A 14,381-nucleotide genomic window follows, 5' to 3' on the forward strand; every position below is an offset into this window, starting at 1 on the left:
CGACACCTGTGTGCGCACCCCACGTCGGCGCTGAAGCGCCGACCTACACAACACCTGTCTTGCCATGACCACTGACCTGTTGACTCCCGAAACCACCGCCGCCCCTGAAGGCGACCACCTGGGCGCTTATGCCCAGCGGGCGTATCTCGAATACGCGCTGTCCGTCGTCAAAGGCCGCGCTTTGCCCGATGTGTGCGATGGGCAAAAGCCGGTGCAGCGCCGCATCTTGTATTCGATGGACCGCATGGGCCTGTCCTTCAGCGGCCCCAACAACGCCACAGCGGCCAAGCCCGTCAAGAGTGCCCGTGTGGTGGGCGATGTGTTGGGTCGCTACCACCCGCACGGCGACACGGCGGCTTATGACGCACTGGTCCGCATGGCGCAAGACTTCTCGCAGCGCTACCCGCTGATCGACGGCCAGGGCAACTTTGGCTCGCGCGACGGCGACGGCGCCGCCGCCATGCGTTACACCGAAGCGCGTCTGGCCCGCATCACCAGCTTGTTGCTCGATGAGATCGAAATGGGCACGGTGGACTTCATCCCCAACTACGACGGCTCGACCGAAGAGCCCAGCCAGCTGCCTGCGCGCTTGCCGTTCACGCTGCTCAACGGCGCCAGCGGCATTGCCGTGGGCCTGGCCACCGAGATCCCCAGCCACAACCTGCGCGAAGTGGCCGATGCCTGCGTGGGGCTGGTGCGCAACGACAAACTGAGCGACGCCGAACTGGTGGCCATCATCCCCGGCCCCGACTACCCCGGTGGCGGCCAGATCATCAGCCCGGCCAGCGACATTGCCGACGCCTACCGCACCGGTCGCGGCAGCCTCAAGGTGCGCGCCCGCTGGAAGATCGAAGACCTGGCCCGTGGCCAGTGGCAACTGGTGGTGAACGAACTGCCGCCCGGCGTGAGCACACAACGCGTGCTCGAAGAGATCGAAGAGCTGACCAATCCCAAGGTCAAGGCCGGCAAGAAAACCCTGAGCCAAGACCAGCAATTGCTCAAGGCCAGCATGCTGGCCGTGCTGGACGTGGTGCGTGACGAATCCAGCAAAGACGCCCCGGTGCGTCTGGTGTTCGAGCCCAAAACCAGCCGCATTGAACAACAGGAACTCATCACCGCCTTGCTGGCCCACACCAGCCTGGAGACTTCGGCCCCGATCAACATGACCATGGTCGGCATCGACGGCAAACCGATCCAGAAATCGCTGCGCCAGATCCTGACCGAGTGGATCAGCTTCCGCCAAACGACCATCACCCGCCGCAGCCAGCACCGCCTGAACAAAGTGCTGGACCGCATCCATATTCTGGAAGGCCGTCAGTTGGTGTTGCTCAACATCGACGAGGTGATCCGCATCATTCGCCACAGCGACGAGCCCAAGCCCGCCCTGATCGGGGCCTTCAAACTCAGCGACCGCCAAGCCGAAGACATCCTGGAAATCCGCCTGCGCCAACTGGCCCGCTTGGAGGCCATCAAGATCGAGCAAGAGCTGTCCGAGCTGCGCGGTGAGCAAGGCAAACTCGAAGAGATTTTGGGCAGCCCCGCTGCGCTGCGCCGCCTGATGATCAAAGAGATCGAAGCCGATGCCAAGACCTTTGCCGACCCGCGCCGCACGCTGATCCAGGAAGAGAAAAAAGCCGTGGCCGAAGTCAAGGTGGTGGACGAGCCGGTGACGGTGGTCGTCTCTGAAAAAGGCTGGGTGCGCGCCCGCACCGGTCACGGCCACGACGCCACCAGCTTTGCCTTCAAGGCGGGCGACGGCCTGTATGGCACCTTTGAATGCCGCACGGTGGACACCTTGCTGATCTTCGGCAGCAACGGCCGCATCTACAGCGTGCCCGTGGCCACACTGCCCGGTGCACGTGGCGACGGCCAGCCGGTGACCACGCTCATCGAGCTGGAACCCACCACACAAATCGCCCACTACTTTGCAGGCCCGTCCAACGCCACGCTGCTGCTCAGCGGCTCGGGTGGCTACGGCTTCATGGCCTCGGTCGAAAATATGATTTCGCGCAACAAGGCGGGCAAAGCCTTCATCAGCATCGCGGATGGCGAAACCGTCTGCGCCCCCAGCCATGTGAGCGGCTCCAGTGCCACCGTGCCGGCCGACAAACAGCCCATGCCAGCGGCCACCAGCGTCTGCTGCGCGAGCACCGGCGGCCGTGTGCTGACATTCGAGATCAGCGAACTCAAAACCATGGAAAAAGGCGGCCGGGGCCTGATGCTGATCGACCTCGAAGCCAAAGACACCCTGGCGGGCGCATCGGCCTACACCCGCAGCGTCAAGATCGAAGGCATCGGCCGGGGCGGCAAAGAGCGCGACGAAACGCTGGAGATCCGCAGCCTGAACAACGCCAAAGCAGCCCGCGCTAAGAAGGGCCGCGTGGCGGACTTGGGCTTCAAGCCGAACCGGGTGACGCGGGTGGAGTGAAGGCGCGGTCAGGCCTGCGTGGCGCTGACTGTTTTTTGAGCACGCCCCGCCAGCCCAGGCTGGACGCGGCATCGGGGACTTATCCCTGCACTTGTCCACAAACTTGGGCACGGCAGCTGGGGATACTTTGCGTTGGATCAGCCGAAATGAGAATGGTTCTCGATAAAATCGATCTGCTCCTTGAATTTGCTCCCGATGAACCTCGCTCAAGCCCCCTTGTCTGCCGTGCTGCGCGTGGCGCGGGTGCGTGTGATTGCGGGGCAGGAAGCCCAAGCCCGGCAACTGGAAGAGATTGGTTTTTTGCCTGGCGAGCCGGTGTGCGTGATGGCGCGTGGCTTGTGGGGCGGCGACCCGCTGGCGGTGCGGGTGGGTTTGTCCACCTTTGCTTTGCGCCGAGAAGAGGCCGCTTGCATCGAGCTGGAAGCGCCCGATGCGTGAGCAGCGCCTGCACCTGACGCCTCGCGGCACCTTGGTCGCGCTGGTGGGCAACCCCAATTGCGGCAAGACGGCGCTGTTCAACCGCCTGACCGGCAGCCGCCAGAAGGTGGCCAATTACGCGGGCGCCACGGTCGAAAAGAAAGAGGGCAGCTTGCCCATGCCCGAAGGCGCCCCGTTGCGGGTGCTCGATTTGCCCGGCGTTTACAGCCTCTACCCCCGATCGGACGACGAACGCGTGGCCTGCGATGTGCTGTTGGGCCGCTTGCCCGGCGAAACACGCCCCGATGCATTGGTGTGTGTGGTGGACGCCACCAATTTGCGCCGGGGTTTGCGTCTGGTCTTGGCCGTCAAGCGCTTGGGCCTGCCTTGTCTGGTTGTGCTCAACATGGCCGATTTGGCTGCGGGGCGTGGCCTGAAGATTGACCCCGAGGCACTGTCGAATGCCTTGGGTTTGCCGGTCGTCACCAGCGTGGCTGTTCACGCGGGGGGCGACGCCGCCATTCGCCAATGGTTGTTTGCCAGGCCGTGGACCTCGTGGTCACCTGTGCCAGAGGCGGCCGATGGCCCGCAGCTCAGCCAGGAGCACGATCGCATCGAGGCCGACCATGCGGTGGTGCAGGGCATCTTGCGCCGATTGGGTCTGGACTCGTTGGTGCCCGATGTGCTGAGCGACCGCATCGACCGTGTGGTGCTGCACCCATGGGCTGGGCCCGTGATTTTGTTGGCCGTGCTTTTCTTGGTGTTTCAAGCGGTGTTTGCCTGGGCGGTGGTGCCCATGGATTTCATCAAGGGGTGCACCGATGCCTTGGCCAACGCCGCTGTGCAGGCCTTGCCCGCTGGCTGGTGGCGTGATTTGCTGGTGCAGGGCCTGTTGGCCGGCATGGGCGGCGTGCTGGTCTTCTTGCCGCAGATCCTGATTTTGTTTTTCTTCATCTTGTTGCTGGAAGAGTCGGGCTACCTGCCACGCGCGGCGTTTTTGCTCGACCGCATCATGGGCGGGGTGGGGCTGTCGGGGCGCTCGTTCATCCCTTTGCTGTCGAGCTTTGCCTGCGCGGTGCCCGGCATCATGGCCACGCGCAGCATTGCCAACCGGCGCGACCGTTGGGTCACGATTTTGATTGCGCCCCTGATGACCTGCTCGGCCCGTTTGCCGGTCTACACCTTGCTGATCTCGGCTTTCATTCCGGCGGGCACCTGGCAGGGCATGCACCTGCAGGGCTTGGTCTTGCTGGGCCTGTACCTCACGGGGATTGCGGGCGGCATGGCGGTCGCCTGGGTGCTCCAGTGGCTCACCCGATCGGGGCGTCAGTCACGCCCTTTGATGATGGAGTTGCCGTCATACCACTGGCCCACTTGGCGCAATCTGGCCATGGGTTTGTGGCAGCGGGCTTGGATTTTCTTGCGTCGCGTGGGCACAGTGATTTTGTTGCTGTCGGTGGCCCTGTGGTGGCTGGCCAGCTACCCTGCTGCGCCAGCGGGCGCCTTGGGTCCAGCCATCGAGCACAGCTATGCCGGCCAAATCGGTCACGCCCTGCAGGGGGTGTTTGCGCCCCTGGGCTTTAACTGGCAGATCAGCGTGGCGCTGCTGACAGGCATGGCCGCACGCGAAGTGGCCATTGGTGCGCTGGCCACGGTCTATGCTGTGGTGGCCGGAGACGGCGGGGCGGCCACTGCGCTGGCCCCGGTGCTGGCTGGGCAATGGAGCCTGGCCACGGGCATGGCGCTGTTGGCTTGGTACATCTTTGCCCCGCAGTGCCTGTCCACGCTGGTGGCCATCCACCGCGAGAGCGGCAGCTGGAAGCTGCCCGCCATCACCTTGCTGTACCAGTTGGCCTTGGCTTATGGCGCGGCCTTCGTCACCTTTCGGGTGGTGTCGCTCTGGGCCTGAGGCCTTGAACCCTTGAACGGTATCAACCGGCGAACAAGGCAAACAACTCGCTTTTGAAGTGGATGCCCAGCCGGGCAAAGGCGCGGTTGCGGTAGGTCTTGACCGTGGGCAGGCTGACGCCCAGATCACGCGCGATGCCTTCTTGCGTCATGCCCGATAAAAGGCGTGCGCAGACGTCCCGCTCGCGTTCGGTCAGTGCGGGCGCCAGGCTTTGCAAGGGCTGCACCCAGTCGCTGGGGCTGCGCTTGCCCAGCCGGGGGCGCGTCAGCTCGATTTGCTTTTGCGCCAAGCTCAGCAAAGCCGGTGCCAGCGCTTCGAAGTCGGACAGTTGCCCATCGCTGAAAGGGCGCTGGTGGTCGTGCCGGTAAAAGTTGATCGCGAAGATCGCCGCGTTTTGCCGCTGGACGATCGACACCCGCTCGGCCATGCCGTGTGCTTCATAGACGCGGGTGCGGTGCGGCGCGGGCACTTCGGGGGCTGTGATGTGGCAAAGCACCATGCCATCGGGCGCTGTGTCTTGCACGGCCAGGGTGCGGTCACTGCGGTAGGGGCCCGACAGGTAGGCGTTCCAGCATTCACGGGTGGTGTCGGGAATGCCCAGGCTGGACGACATGAAGCGGGTCGGATCGCAACCGCTGCCGGTTTGGTAAATCGAATAAGACGCCGCCGGCACCAGCGGCTGGACATGGCCCAGCAGCGAGGTTTCAAACTCGCGCTGCCCCATCAGGCCGATGAGGCCTTGCAGCACCTGAACGGGGCTGCTGGTACACGAGGGGGTCCATTGGCGCATGACTGAAAAAAGGGGCGGGTTTTCCTGTCATCTTAAGGGAGGACAGACAGCCCAAGCCCTTAGGAATACCCTAGGCCCATGCTGAATTTGCCGACGCCTCCTTTGAATTTTTTTGCTGATTTTTCCGTGCAGGTCGACAAGCCTCAGGAAGTTGGCCAGACCCACCACGGCGTGCGCCGCCTGATCCCGATCTTGGGCGGTCAAGTGCAGGGCCAAGACTGGACAGCGCGCGTGTTGCCCGGTGGCGCTGATTTTCAGCTGATCGTCAACGAGCGCATGGCCGAGCTGGACGCGCGCTACACGATCGAGACCGATGGCGGTGATTTGATCTACGTGCAAAACCGTGCGGTGCGCACGGCTGCGCCAGAGGTCATGGCGCGATTGGTGCGTGGCGAAGCGGTGCCGCCCGAGTTGGTTTACTTTCGCTGCAGCCCCAGTTTTGAGACGGCTTCGGCTTCTTTGCGCTGGATCACCGAGCGTTTGTTTGTGGGCACGGGTGCCCGCCATCCGGACCGCGTGGTCATGCGTTTGTTTGAAGTGGCCTGATCCGCTTTGTAGCGGTTTCAAGCCCCCATTCTTTCTTTGATTTTTGACATCTTTCTTTGGAGACATTCACCATGAAAACCGTTTTGAACCCCTTGACTTCTTGGAACCGCCGCCATGCCTTGTTGGCCGTGGGTTTGGCCGCCAGCGCTGTGAGCCTGGGCGTGCAAGCGCAAACCCAGTACCCCTCACGTCCAGTGCGCATGATCGTGGGCTTTCCGGCCGGCACAGGCCCAGACATCGTGGCGCGTTTGCTGGCGCAAAAGCTGTCCGAGGGCTGGGGCAATATGGGCGTGATCGTGGACAACAAGCCCGGTGCCGGTGGCCTGATCGCCGCCAGCGAAGCGGCCCGCGCCACGCCCGACGGCTACACGATCATGTTGGGTGAAACCGGCCAGCTGAGCATCGCCCCCAGCAGCTACAACAAACTGCCTTACGACCCGGTCAAAGACTTCGCCCCCGTGAGCCAAGTGGTCAGCGCCGACTTTGTGCTCTTGGTCAACCCGCAAAAAGTGCCCGCCAAAAACGTCAAGGAATTTGTGACCTGGACGCAGCAGCAAAAGGGCTTGTTCATGGCCACCTTTGGCGCGGGCACGCCCGGCCACTTTGGAGCGTTCATGTTTGGGGACGCGGTCAAGCTCAAGCCCGAAGCGGTGCACTACAAGAGCACGGGTGATGCGCTGGGCGGCCTGTTCAGTGGCGATGTGCAAGGCGTGTTCGCCAGCGTGGGTTTGGCTGCGCCCAACGTGAAGGCGGGCAAGTTGGTGGCCTTGGGCAGCACCGGTGCCACACGCACCGGCGCTTTGCCCGACGTGCCCACCATCAAGGAGCAGGGCTTCAACAACCTGGAGTTTTCATCTTGGTTTGGCATCGTGGCGCCATCCAAAGTGCCGGCCGACATCCTGGCCAAGCTGAGCGCCGACATCCAAAAAGCCGTCAAATCGCCTGAGACCAAAGCCAAGCTCGAAGAGTCGGGCTTTCGCGTGACCGGCACGAGCCGCGAAGAGTTCACGCGCATCATCGCGGCCGACACCGTGACCTGGGGCAAGGCCGTGGCGGCCACCGGTTTCAAGGCCGATTGAGACAGATTGAAATAGATTGAAATAGATTGAAATAGATTGAAATAGATTGAAAAGGAGACCGGCATGAAATCGAAAATTGGGCACCGCACCCTCCAAGGGGCGGGCGTTTTGTCGGCCGTAGGCTTGCTGATGGCGTGCGGCACTTTGCCGGGTTCTTCGGTGGCGCCCCTCAAGGCGGCCACGGGCGCCACGTTGGCCAACTGCTCGGCCTTGGTCTCCTCTTTGAAATTGGCCAACACCCGCATCGAGTCCTCTGCGCCGGTGGCCGCAGGGGCTGTCATGCAGGGCGACCGTCCCGTGCCTGAGCACTGCCGGGTTTTGGGTCGCATGCACGAGCGCAAGGGCAGCGATGGGCGCGACTACGCCATCGGTTTTGAGATGCGTTTGCCTATGGCCTGGAACGGCCGGTTTTATTACCAAGGCAATGGCGGCCTGGACGGCTCGGTCCAGCCTGCCTTGGGCGCTTTGGGCGGTGGCCCGCTCACTGGCGCTTTGATGCAAGGCTTTGCGGTGATCAGTTCGGACGCAGGCCATTCGGGCCCGCAAACGACGGTGTTCGGCTTGGAGCCTCAAGCCCGACTGGACTACGGCTACCAAGCGGTTGAAAAGCTCACGCCCATGGCCAAGCAATTGATCGCGGGGGCTTACGGCAAAGGGCCTGACCGCTCCTACATTGGCGGCTGCTCCAACGGTGGGCGCCACGCCATGGTGGCCGCCGCCCGTGTGGGCGATCAGTACGACGGCTACTTGGTCGGTGCGCCGGGTTACCGTTTGCCTTATGCCGCGCTCACGCAAATCTGGGGGGCCCAGCAGTGGGCCACCATCGCCACACCCGGCGCGACGGTGAAGAACCCGATGAACCCGAACGGCACGCTGCCCGATCTGGCCAGCGCCTTCACCCCGCAAGAGCGCATCACCGTGGCCAAAGCCATTGCCGAAAAATGCGATGCCCTGGACGGCGTGCGTGACGGCATGGTGCAGGCCACACAGGCTTGCCAGGCCCAATTCAACGTGCAAACCGATGTGCCCACCTGCACCGGCGAGCGCCATGGCGCGTGCCTGAGCACGGCGCAAAAGAACGTTATCGCCAGTGTGTTCGCTGGGGCCAAGACATCATCTGGCCAAGCGTTTTACGCCAGCTTTCCGTATGACATGGGCATCGCCGGGGCCAATTGGGGCACATGGAAGTTCATCGATTCATTGATCCGCGATCCGCTGGCCATTGGCACCATTTTCAGCGTGCCGCCTATGCCGCTCAAGCCGCTCCAAGAAAACGTCACAGCACGTCTGGCCATGTTCTCGGCCACCAACGACAGCTACCGTGAATCGGGCTGGTCGCTCATGACGCCGCCCGGAGAGGCCAACCCCGCCAACATGGCCGCCTTGCGTGCCCGGGGCGCCAAAGTGGTGATGTACCACGGCGTGAGCGATGCGATCTTTTCGGCCGAAGACACCCGTCAGTGGGTCGAGCGCCTGAACCGTGTGAATGCCAACCCTGGCGCGGACTTTGCCCGCTACTTTCCGGTCCCCGGCATGAACCACTGCAGCATGGGCCCGGCCGCCGACCAGTTTGATTTGCTCGGACCGCTGGTGCAGTGGGTGGAGCAGGGCGTTGCACCCCAGGCCGTGGTGGCCAGCGTGCGCGGCGCGGGCAATGCCGGTGGCGTGAACACCGAGCTGCCCGCCGATTGGTCGGCCAAGCGCACCCGGCCGCTTTGCGCCTACCCCACCGTCGCCACCTACAAGGGCAGCGGCTCGGTGGAAGACGCCAGCAACTTCAGCTGCCGTTGAAATGCGCGGGGCGCCGACTCAGCCCGGTGCCTCACTTTGCATTTCGATGGCCGGGTATGTGTAGGTGTGGTTCTGGTGAACCTCGCCTGGCAGGTACAAGCGCAGGGCCAGATAAAACGGCTCTGCAGGCGCGGGTAGCCAGTTGCTGATGTCATCTGGGCGCTGGTGACTCAGCTGCAGCGTCAGCCCCCCTTCGCTGTCGTACGTCAGTCCGGCCGTGCGGTCTCCGATGGCAAACTTTTGCTCCGGGTGGTCGTAGAACAGGTAATCGGCTTTGCGGTACATCGTGAGCGACCAAAACGAATCCACCTGAGGCAGACCGCCCGGCGCAAATCGCAATTGGTAGCGGTTTGTGCCATCCAGCACCTGGCCTTGGCTGTCTCGAAAAGCCAGCAGGTAGAGCACCTCTTGCGAACCCAAAATGCCAATGTAGGCACGGGCCACGCGGGCGCGTGTGAGCCAGTCGCCATTGAAGTTGTCTTGTACTTCCACGGCGGTTCTCCAGCCCCCTGCCAGATCGGTGTCTTCTGGGGTGTCGATCTCCTGCAAGGTCGCCGCCAGGGCGGATTGAAGCAGGCTGATATCTGCGGGTACTTCAAGTCCTGGGCCGATACCCAGCTGCGCCCACTGCTGCAATGGCAAGCGGTCTCTGTCGGGCGGGGGATTGAGTGCCATGGCTTGGTTCACCACCCGCACAAAGCTGCGGGCATCGCCTGGCAATGCTTGGGGTTGGACCAGGCATTCACTCACCCGCTGGGCGGGACGTCCCTCGAGCGTGGTGATCTCGAATGCATCTTGCAGGGCATGCACGGGGCCCATGTCTTCATCGGCGTTGGCCAAGATGCGTCCCAAGACCCAGACGTGGGGCGTTGGACAGGCCACTGCAGTGCAACCCGCAGGCACAGTGCCTTGCCATTGGGGGCCATGCACAAAGAAAGTTTGCGCACCGTTGCCGGTGGTGCGTGTGCCAAGGTGTGCAAAAGGGTTGGTGTAAAAGTCCAGCAAGCCCAGCACGTAATAGCGCTCGCCGGTATCGGGCGTTTTGATCAGCACCGGCCCATCACTCAAATCGAGCCAGGCGTTGGTGTAGAGCGTGTCGTTGTTGGGAGTGACCACGCGGCGGTCGCTGGCGTTGAGCAATCGGCGTGAATGTGAAAACAGGTTGATCCAACGCTTCAATGACTCCGGGCCTGCCGTCGGGTCGGACAGCTCGCCTTGGGCATTTTTGCGTGGGCTGCTGGAGGCCCGCATGCGCGCCATTTCATAGATGGGCAGGGCATACAAGATGGCCTCCCGAGCCAGGGCGTTCAGGTCAGTCAGCTTGTTCATTTGCGCAGCGTCCGGTTGATGCGTTCCCACATTTGTGTGTCGCTGGCGATGAATCGGGTGAACTCGTCGGTGCCCATGAAGGCCGCTTCCCCGCCTGCACTGACCAGGCGTGTTTGGGCTTCAGGCTTTTGAATGGCCGCCTTGATGGCCGCTTCCAGTTTGCGCAGCACGGCCGCAGGCGTGTTGGCGGGAGCGTGCAGGCCATACCAGGAGATGACGGTGGCATCCGGGTAACCCGCCTCGGCAATGGTGGGAACATCTGGCAACTGGGCGGAGCGGGCTGAACTGGTGGTGGCCAGTGCTCGCAATTTGCCCGATTTGACATGGGGAAAGGCCACGCTGGAAGGCAGCACCGACATGGAAAAGGCGTTGTTGATCAGATCCAGCGCCAGCGGTGGTGCGCCTTTGTAGGGCACGGCCTCCAGTTCGATGCCGGTGGTGGATTTCAAAATCTCGACCGCCATGGTCTGCGTGGTGCCCGCGCCCGGATCGCCAAATTGCAAAACAGGTTTGGCCCGCTTGGCCATCTCCACATAGTCGCGAACGGTCTTGGCAGGCGAAGCTGCCGGCACGCACATGAAGCTGGGCGACATGGAAAACCGCGCTACAGGTATCAAGTCCTTCGGCGCCCAGCGCAAGGCGTTTTCCTGCATGGGGTTGTTGATCAAAAAAGGCGCTGACACCAGCAAGGTGTAGCCATCAGCGGCCGCGCGGGCCACCGCTTCGGCAGCCAGGTTGCCGTTGGCACCCGCTCGTGACTCCACCACCACCGCTTGCCCCAGTTCTGTCGTCAGCCCTTGGGTCATGGCGCGGGTTTGGACATCGACCACGCCGCCCGCCGGGTAGGGCACGATCACTTTCAGGGGGCGATCGGGGTAGGTATCTTGTGACTGAGCCAAAGCACTGTAAGCAGCGCTCATGGCCAATGCGGACAGGGTGAATGTTCTGCGTTGCATGAAGTCTCCTGGTCTGGGTTGCGAGGTGGATGGGTTGGGGTTCAGCGCACACCGGTTTGTGCATCGGCCATGCGCACCATGTCGGTCAGCCGTGGGCCGATGGTTTTGAGCAGTTCTTGTGGCTTGACGCGGTAGCCGGGCACGGCGCAATTGAAAAGCAGTTGGCGCGAGCCATAGCGGATGCGGGAGGCGACTCCCACGGCCAACACCCCCAAGCCTGCATCGCCCATGTTGATGGCAAAGCCGCGCTTTCTGTAGTGGCTGAGGCTTTCTTGCACACCTGTAAGGCAGCGTTCGTGGTCTTCAGGCCTTTGCAGGCGAACCCGTTCGAGGATGTCTTGTCGCGCTGATTCGTCCAGCGATGCCAGCAAGGCCCTTCCCATCGCGGTTTCCACAATGCCGCGCACGGCGCCCACGGCAGGCCGCTTCAAGGTGCCTTGCTCATGGGTGCAGGACTCCAGGTAAACGACGTCCAAATCCATGGCCACACCAATCGAAACGGCCCCCATCATTTGGGTGGCCATGGCTTGCATGGCTGGGCGTAACTGGTTGATCAGTGGTGTGCTGATCAGGTAAGGGTAGCCCAATGAGACGATGGCCGGTCCTATGAAATAGCGGTCCAGGCGCTCGTCATGGTCGAGGTAGCCCATGGCTTGCAGCGTGCGGCACAGTCTTGAGACGGTGGGCCTGGGGATGCCCAGCCGCTTGGCCAATTCGCTGTTGGCATGTGGGCGTGGGTCACTCACAAAGCATTGCAAGATCATCATCCCTTTGGCCAAGGTGCCTGCAAAACTGGGGTTGTCTTCGCGCAGCAGTTGCAACTCGGTTTGGTCACGCAAATGTTGAGGTGCAGTGTTCGCTCGCATGGGGTAATGGTCGTTGTTAGGTCACATGTGGGCGATAGAAGTTTCATTATTTGAAACATGCGTTCACACCTTAAGCACAATCGCGCACCATGGCAAGCATGATCAGAGACCCTCAAAAACTGCAAAACCTCCTGTCCGAAGTGCGTGCCTATGTGCGAGAGCAGTGGCATCCGCTGGAAAACACCGTCGAACAACTTGACCACGTGCCCGACGACATCGTCCAGGATTTGCGGGAACGCGGTTTTTTTGGCTGGAGCATTCCCGAAGCCTACGGCGGCCTGGGACTGAGCACCGAAGAGTTGATCCTGGCCGCTTTTGAACTCTCGCAAGCATCGGTTGCATTGCGGGCACGGGTGGGCACCAACACCGGCATCGGCTCCGAAGCCTTGGTGGCCGACGGTACCGAAGCCCAAAAGCAACGATGGTTGCCGCGCATGGCCACCGGTGAGCTGACCGGGTGCCTGGCATTGACCGAGCCCGATGCAGGCTCCGAAGCCAGCAATGTGCAGACCACCGCCCGCTTGGAGGGGGATCACTATGTCTTGGATGGCCGCAAGTGCTACATCACCAATGCGCCGATTGCCGATGTTTTCACCGTGGTGGCGCGCACCGAGCCCGGCACCAAGGGCAGTTCTGGCTTGTCGGCTTTCATCGTTGAGCGTGGCACGCCGGGTTTGCGCACCGGCCCGGCGTACAAAAAAATGGGGCAGGCGGGTTCGCCCGTTTCGGATGTGTTTTTTGAAAATTGCCGTGTTCCCGTGGGCAACCTGATCGGTGGACAGGAGGGCGTGGGCTTTAAGACCATCATGAAGGTGCTCAACAAACAGCGTTTGCACTTGTCGGCTCTGTGCACGGGACCGGCCATTCGCATGCTGGACTTGGCCATGGAGCACACCCAAAATCGGCAGCAATTCGGTAAGGCGGTGGGCAACTTCCAGTTGCTGCAGGCCATGGTGGCGGACAGCCAGACCGAGATTTATGCGGCGCAATCGATGATTTTGGAAGCCGCCCGTGCGCGTGACCGTGGCGAAGACGTGGCCCTCACCGCGTCAATGTGCAAATACTTTGCGTCCGAGATGTGCGGTCGCGTGGCTGACCGCTGTGTGCAGATGTTTGGCGGAGCAGGTTATGTGGCCGACTTCAGCCCGATCGAGCGGTACTACCGCGATGTGCGTTTGTTCCGGCTCTACGAAGGCACAAGCCAGATCCATCAGATGAACATCGCCAAGCTGGTTTTGCGCGAGCACGGCGCGACTTGATTCAGCACACCCGCATTTTTTTGACTTTCTGGAGACTTCCCATGCCTACCTTTTCTATCCGTCCAATGGCCGCTGCTGCGCTCCTCCTGTTGTCCATGGGTGTGCATGCGGCAGACTATCCCGTGCAGTCCATCCGCGTGGTGGTGCCGTTTCCAGCAGGGGGCAGCACCGATTTGGTCACCCGTGCGCTGGCCGTGGAGTTGGGGGCTGTGCTCAAGCAGTCGGTGGTCGTGGACAACAAGGCGGGGGCAGGGAGCTTGCTGGGCTCGGAGCTGGTGTCCAAAGCACCGGCCGATGGCTACACCTTGCTCATGGCGGGGCTGACCAATGTGTTTTTGCCTTATGTCCATAAGAATTTGCGCTTCCATCCGGTGGACGATTTCGCCAACATCGGCTTGGTGGCGGACTTGCCCAATGTGATTGCGGTGAATGCGTCCATGCCCTACAAAAAACTCGACGAGTTGATCAAGGCCGAGAAAGCCAAGCCCAAAACCATCAACTTTGCATCTGCAGGCGTGGCCACACCCTCGCACCTGGTGTGCGAGATGGTCAACTTCCAGACCGGCAGCCAGTTTGAACATGTCCCCTACAAGGGCAACGCGCCTGCTGTGGCCGATTTGATGGGCGGGCACATTCCTGTCATGTGCAATAACTTAGGCGGTACGCTGCCCTACATGAACAGCGGGCAGATCCGCATCCTGGCGCAAACGGGCAAGACCCGCTCTGCGGCAGTGCCCGATGTGCCGACCTTTGCCGAATTGGGCATTTCCGGCTTGGAAGCGGGTTTGTGGATGGGTTTGGTCGCTCCCAAAGGCACCCCTGCAGAGGTGATCAAAACCCTCAATGCGGCGTTGGCCAAAGCCATGACCTCACCCGCACTCAAAGACAAATTGCAGCAACTGGGCGCTACACCTTTGCCCACTTCTGTTTCGGCCTTCGATGACCGTGTGCGGCAAGACCGTAAGGCTTGGGACCCGATGCTGGGCAAGCTCAACCTGTCGGGCAATTGAG

General features: G+C 62.1%; 12 protein-coding genes. 8 read left to right on the plus strand and 4 right to left on the minus strand.

Going from position 1 to position 14,381, the window contains the following annotated elements; genetic code table 11:
- Positions 1-64 precede the first annotated feature (64 nt).
- From parC to feoB, 3 genes are all read left to right on the plus strand, one after another.
- Positions 65-2,428, plus strand: a complete 2,364-nt coding sequence (parC, locus tag QLQ16_RS01450; RefSeq protein ID WP_283222903.1) for a DNA topoisomerase IV subunit A — start codon at positions 65-67, stop codon at positions 2,426-2,428.
- Between the two features lie 195 nt (positions 2,429-2,623).
- Positions 2,624-2,866, plus strand: a complete 243-nt coding sequence (locus QLQ16_RS01455; RefSeq protein WP_283222904.1) for a FeoA family protein — start codon at positions 2,624-2,626, stop codon at positions 2,864-2,866.
- Complete coding sequence (gene feoB / locus QLQ16_RS01460; RefSeq protein WP_283222905.1) at positions 2,859-4,754, plus strand: ferrous iron transporter B; 1,896 nt, start codon at positions 2,859-2,861, stop codon at positions 4,752-4,754. Before QLQ16_RS01455 ends, feoB begins: the two co-directional genes overlap by 8 nt.
- Positions 4,755-4,776: 22 nt before the next feature.
- Here the strand turns inward: feoB and QLQ16_RS01465 are convergent, their stop codons facing one another.
- Entirely contained in the window at positions 4,777-5,544 is a 768-nt protein-coding gene (locus tag QLQ16_RS01465) for a helix-turn-helix transcriptional regulator (RefSeq protein ID WP_283222906.1), read from the minus strand.
- Positions 5,545-5,622: 78 nt separating this feature from the next.
- Between QLQ16_RS01465 and QLQ16_RS01470 the strand changes: the two genes are divergently transcribed.
- The 3 genes from QLQ16_RS01470 to QLQ16_RS01480 all read left to right on the plus strand — a co-directional run bounded on the left by QLQ16_RS01470 (position 5,623) and on the right by QLQ16_RS01480 (position 8,960).
- Complete coding sequence (locus QLQ16_RS01470) at positions 5,623-6,090, plus strand: DUF3237 domain-containing protein (protein WP_283222907.1); 468 nt, start codon at positions 5,623-5,625, stop codon at positions 6,088-6,090.
- 71 nt (positions 6,091-6,161) lie between these two features.
- Entirely contained in the window at positions 6,162-7,169 is a 1,008-nt protein-coding gene (locus QLQ16_RS01475) for a Bug family tripartite tricarboxylate transporter substrate binding protein (protein ID WP_283222908.1), read from the plus strand.
- A gap of 63 nt (positions 7,170-7,232) precedes the next feature.
- Positions 7,233-8,960 carry a tannase/feruloyl esterase family alpha/beta hydrolase gene (locus QLQ16_RS01480; RefSeq protein ID WP_283222909.1) on the plus strand — a complete coding sequence of 576 codons (1,728 nt, stop codon included), beginning with the start codon at positions 7,233-7,235 and terminating at the stop codon, positions 8,958-8,960.
- An 18-nt stretch (positions 8,961-8,978) separates the two neighbouring features.
- Here QLQ16_RS01480 and QLQ16_RS01485 read toward each other — a convergent pair whose 3' ends face one another.
- The 3 genes from QLQ16_RS01485 to QLQ16_RS01495 are packed head-to-tail and all read right to left on the minus strand — an operon-like array spanning position 8,979 to position 12,111.
- The gene (locus QLQ16_RS01485; protein WP_283222910.1) at positions 8,979-10,289 is read right to left on the minus strand and encodes a DUF1254 domain-containing protein; all 1,311 of its coding nucleotides are present in this window, start codon (positions 10,287-10,289) and stop codon (positions 8,979-8,981) included.
- Positions 10,286-11,245, minus strand: a complete 960-nt coding sequence (locus tag QLQ16_RS01490; protein WP_283222911.1) for a Bug family tripartite tricarboxylate transporter substrate binding protein — start codon at positions 11,243-11,245, stop codon at positions 10,286-10,288. Before QLQ16_RS01490 ends, QLQ16_RS01485 begins: the two co-directional genes overlap by 4 nt.
- A 41-nt stretch (positions 11,246-11,286) precedes the next feature.
- A complete protein-coding gene (locus QLQ16_RS01495) occupies positions 11,287-12,111 on the minus strand; it encodes an IclR family transcriptional regulator (RefSeq protein WP_283222912.1) in 825 nt (274 codons plus the stop codon).
- A 98-nt stretch (positions 12,112-12,209) separates the two neighbouring features.
- Between QLQ16_RS01495 and QLQ16_RS01500 the strand changes: the two genes are divergently transcribed.
- Together QLQ16_RS01500 and QLQ16_RS01505 are read left to right on the plus strand one after the other, a co-directional pair.
- Entirely contained in the window at positions 12,210-13,370 is a 1,161-nt protein-coding gene (locus tag QLQ16_RS01500) for an acyl-CoA dehydrogenase family protein (protein ID WP_283222913.1), read from the plus strand.
- 41 nt (positions 13,371-13,411) lie between these two features.
- Positions 13,412-14,380: a Bug family tripartite tricarboxylate transporter substrate binding protein gene (locus tag QLQ16_RS01505; protein WP_283222914.1), complete on the plus strand. Its 969-nt coding sequence runs from the start codon at positions 13,412-13,414 to the stop codon at positions 14,378-14,380.
- Position 14,381 lies beyond the last annotated feature (1 nt).

This window comes from Limnohabitans lacus (assembly GCF_030053395.1).
GTDB lineage: Bacteria > Pseudomonadota > Gammaproteobacteria > Burkholderiales > Burkholderiaceae_C > Limnohabitans_A > Limnohabitans_A lacus.

What these genes read in the sequence shown, in the direction of transcription:
- parC (WP_283222903.1), top strand. Translation starts at nt 65, where the DNA reads ATGACCACTGACCTGTTGACTCCCGAAACCACCGCCGCCCCTGAAGGC.
- QLQ16_RS01455 (WP_283222904.1), top strand. Translation starts at nt 2,624, where the DNA reads ATGAACCTCGCTCAAGCCCCCTTGTCTGCCGTGCTGCGCGTGGCGCGG.
- feoB (WP_283222905.1), top strand. Translation starts at nt 2,859, where the DNA reads ATGCGTGAGCAGCGCCTGCACCTGACGCCTCGCGGCACCTTGGTCGCG.
- QLQ16_RS01465 (WP_283222906.1), bottom strand. Translation starts at nt 5,544, where the DNA reads ATGCGCCAATGGACCCCCTCGTGTACCAGCAGCCCCGTTCAGGTGCTG.
- QLQ16_RS01470 (WP_283222907.1), top strand. Translation starts at nt 5,623, where the DNA reads ATGCTGAATTTGCCGACGCCTCCTTTGAATTTTTTTGCTGATTTTTCC.
- QLQ16_RS01475 (WP_283222908.1), top strand. Translation starts at nt 6,162, where the DNA reads ATGAAAACCGTTTTGAACCCCTTGACTTCTTGGAACCGCCGCCATGCC.
- QLQ16_RS01480 (WP_283222909.1), top strand. Translation starts at nt 7,233, where the DNA reads ATGAAATCGAAAATTGGGCACCGCACCCTCCAAGGGGCGGGCGTTTTG.
- QLQ16_RS01485 (WP_283222910.1), bottom strand. Translation starts at nt 10,289, where the DNA reads ATGAACAAGCTGACTGACCTGAACGCCCTGGCTCGGGAGGCCATCTTG.
- QLQ16_RS01490 (WP_283222911.1), bottom strand. Translation starts at nt 11,245, where the DNA reads ATGCAACGCAGAACATTCACCCTGTCCGCATTGGCCATGAGCGCTGCT.
- QLQ16_RS01495 (WP_283222912.1), bottom strand. Translation starts at nt 12,111, where the DNA reads ATGCGAGCGAACACTGCACCTCAACATTTGCGTGACCAAACCGAGTTG.
- QLQ16_RS01500 (WP_283222913.1), top strand. Translation starts at nt 12,210, where the DNA reads ATGATCAGAGACCCTCAAAAACTGCAAAACCTCCTGTCCGAAGTGCGT.
- QLQ16_RS01505 (WP_283222914.1), top strand. Translation starts at nt 13,412, where the DNA reads ATGCCTACCTTTTCTATCCGTCCAATGGCCGCTGCTGCGCTCCTCCTG.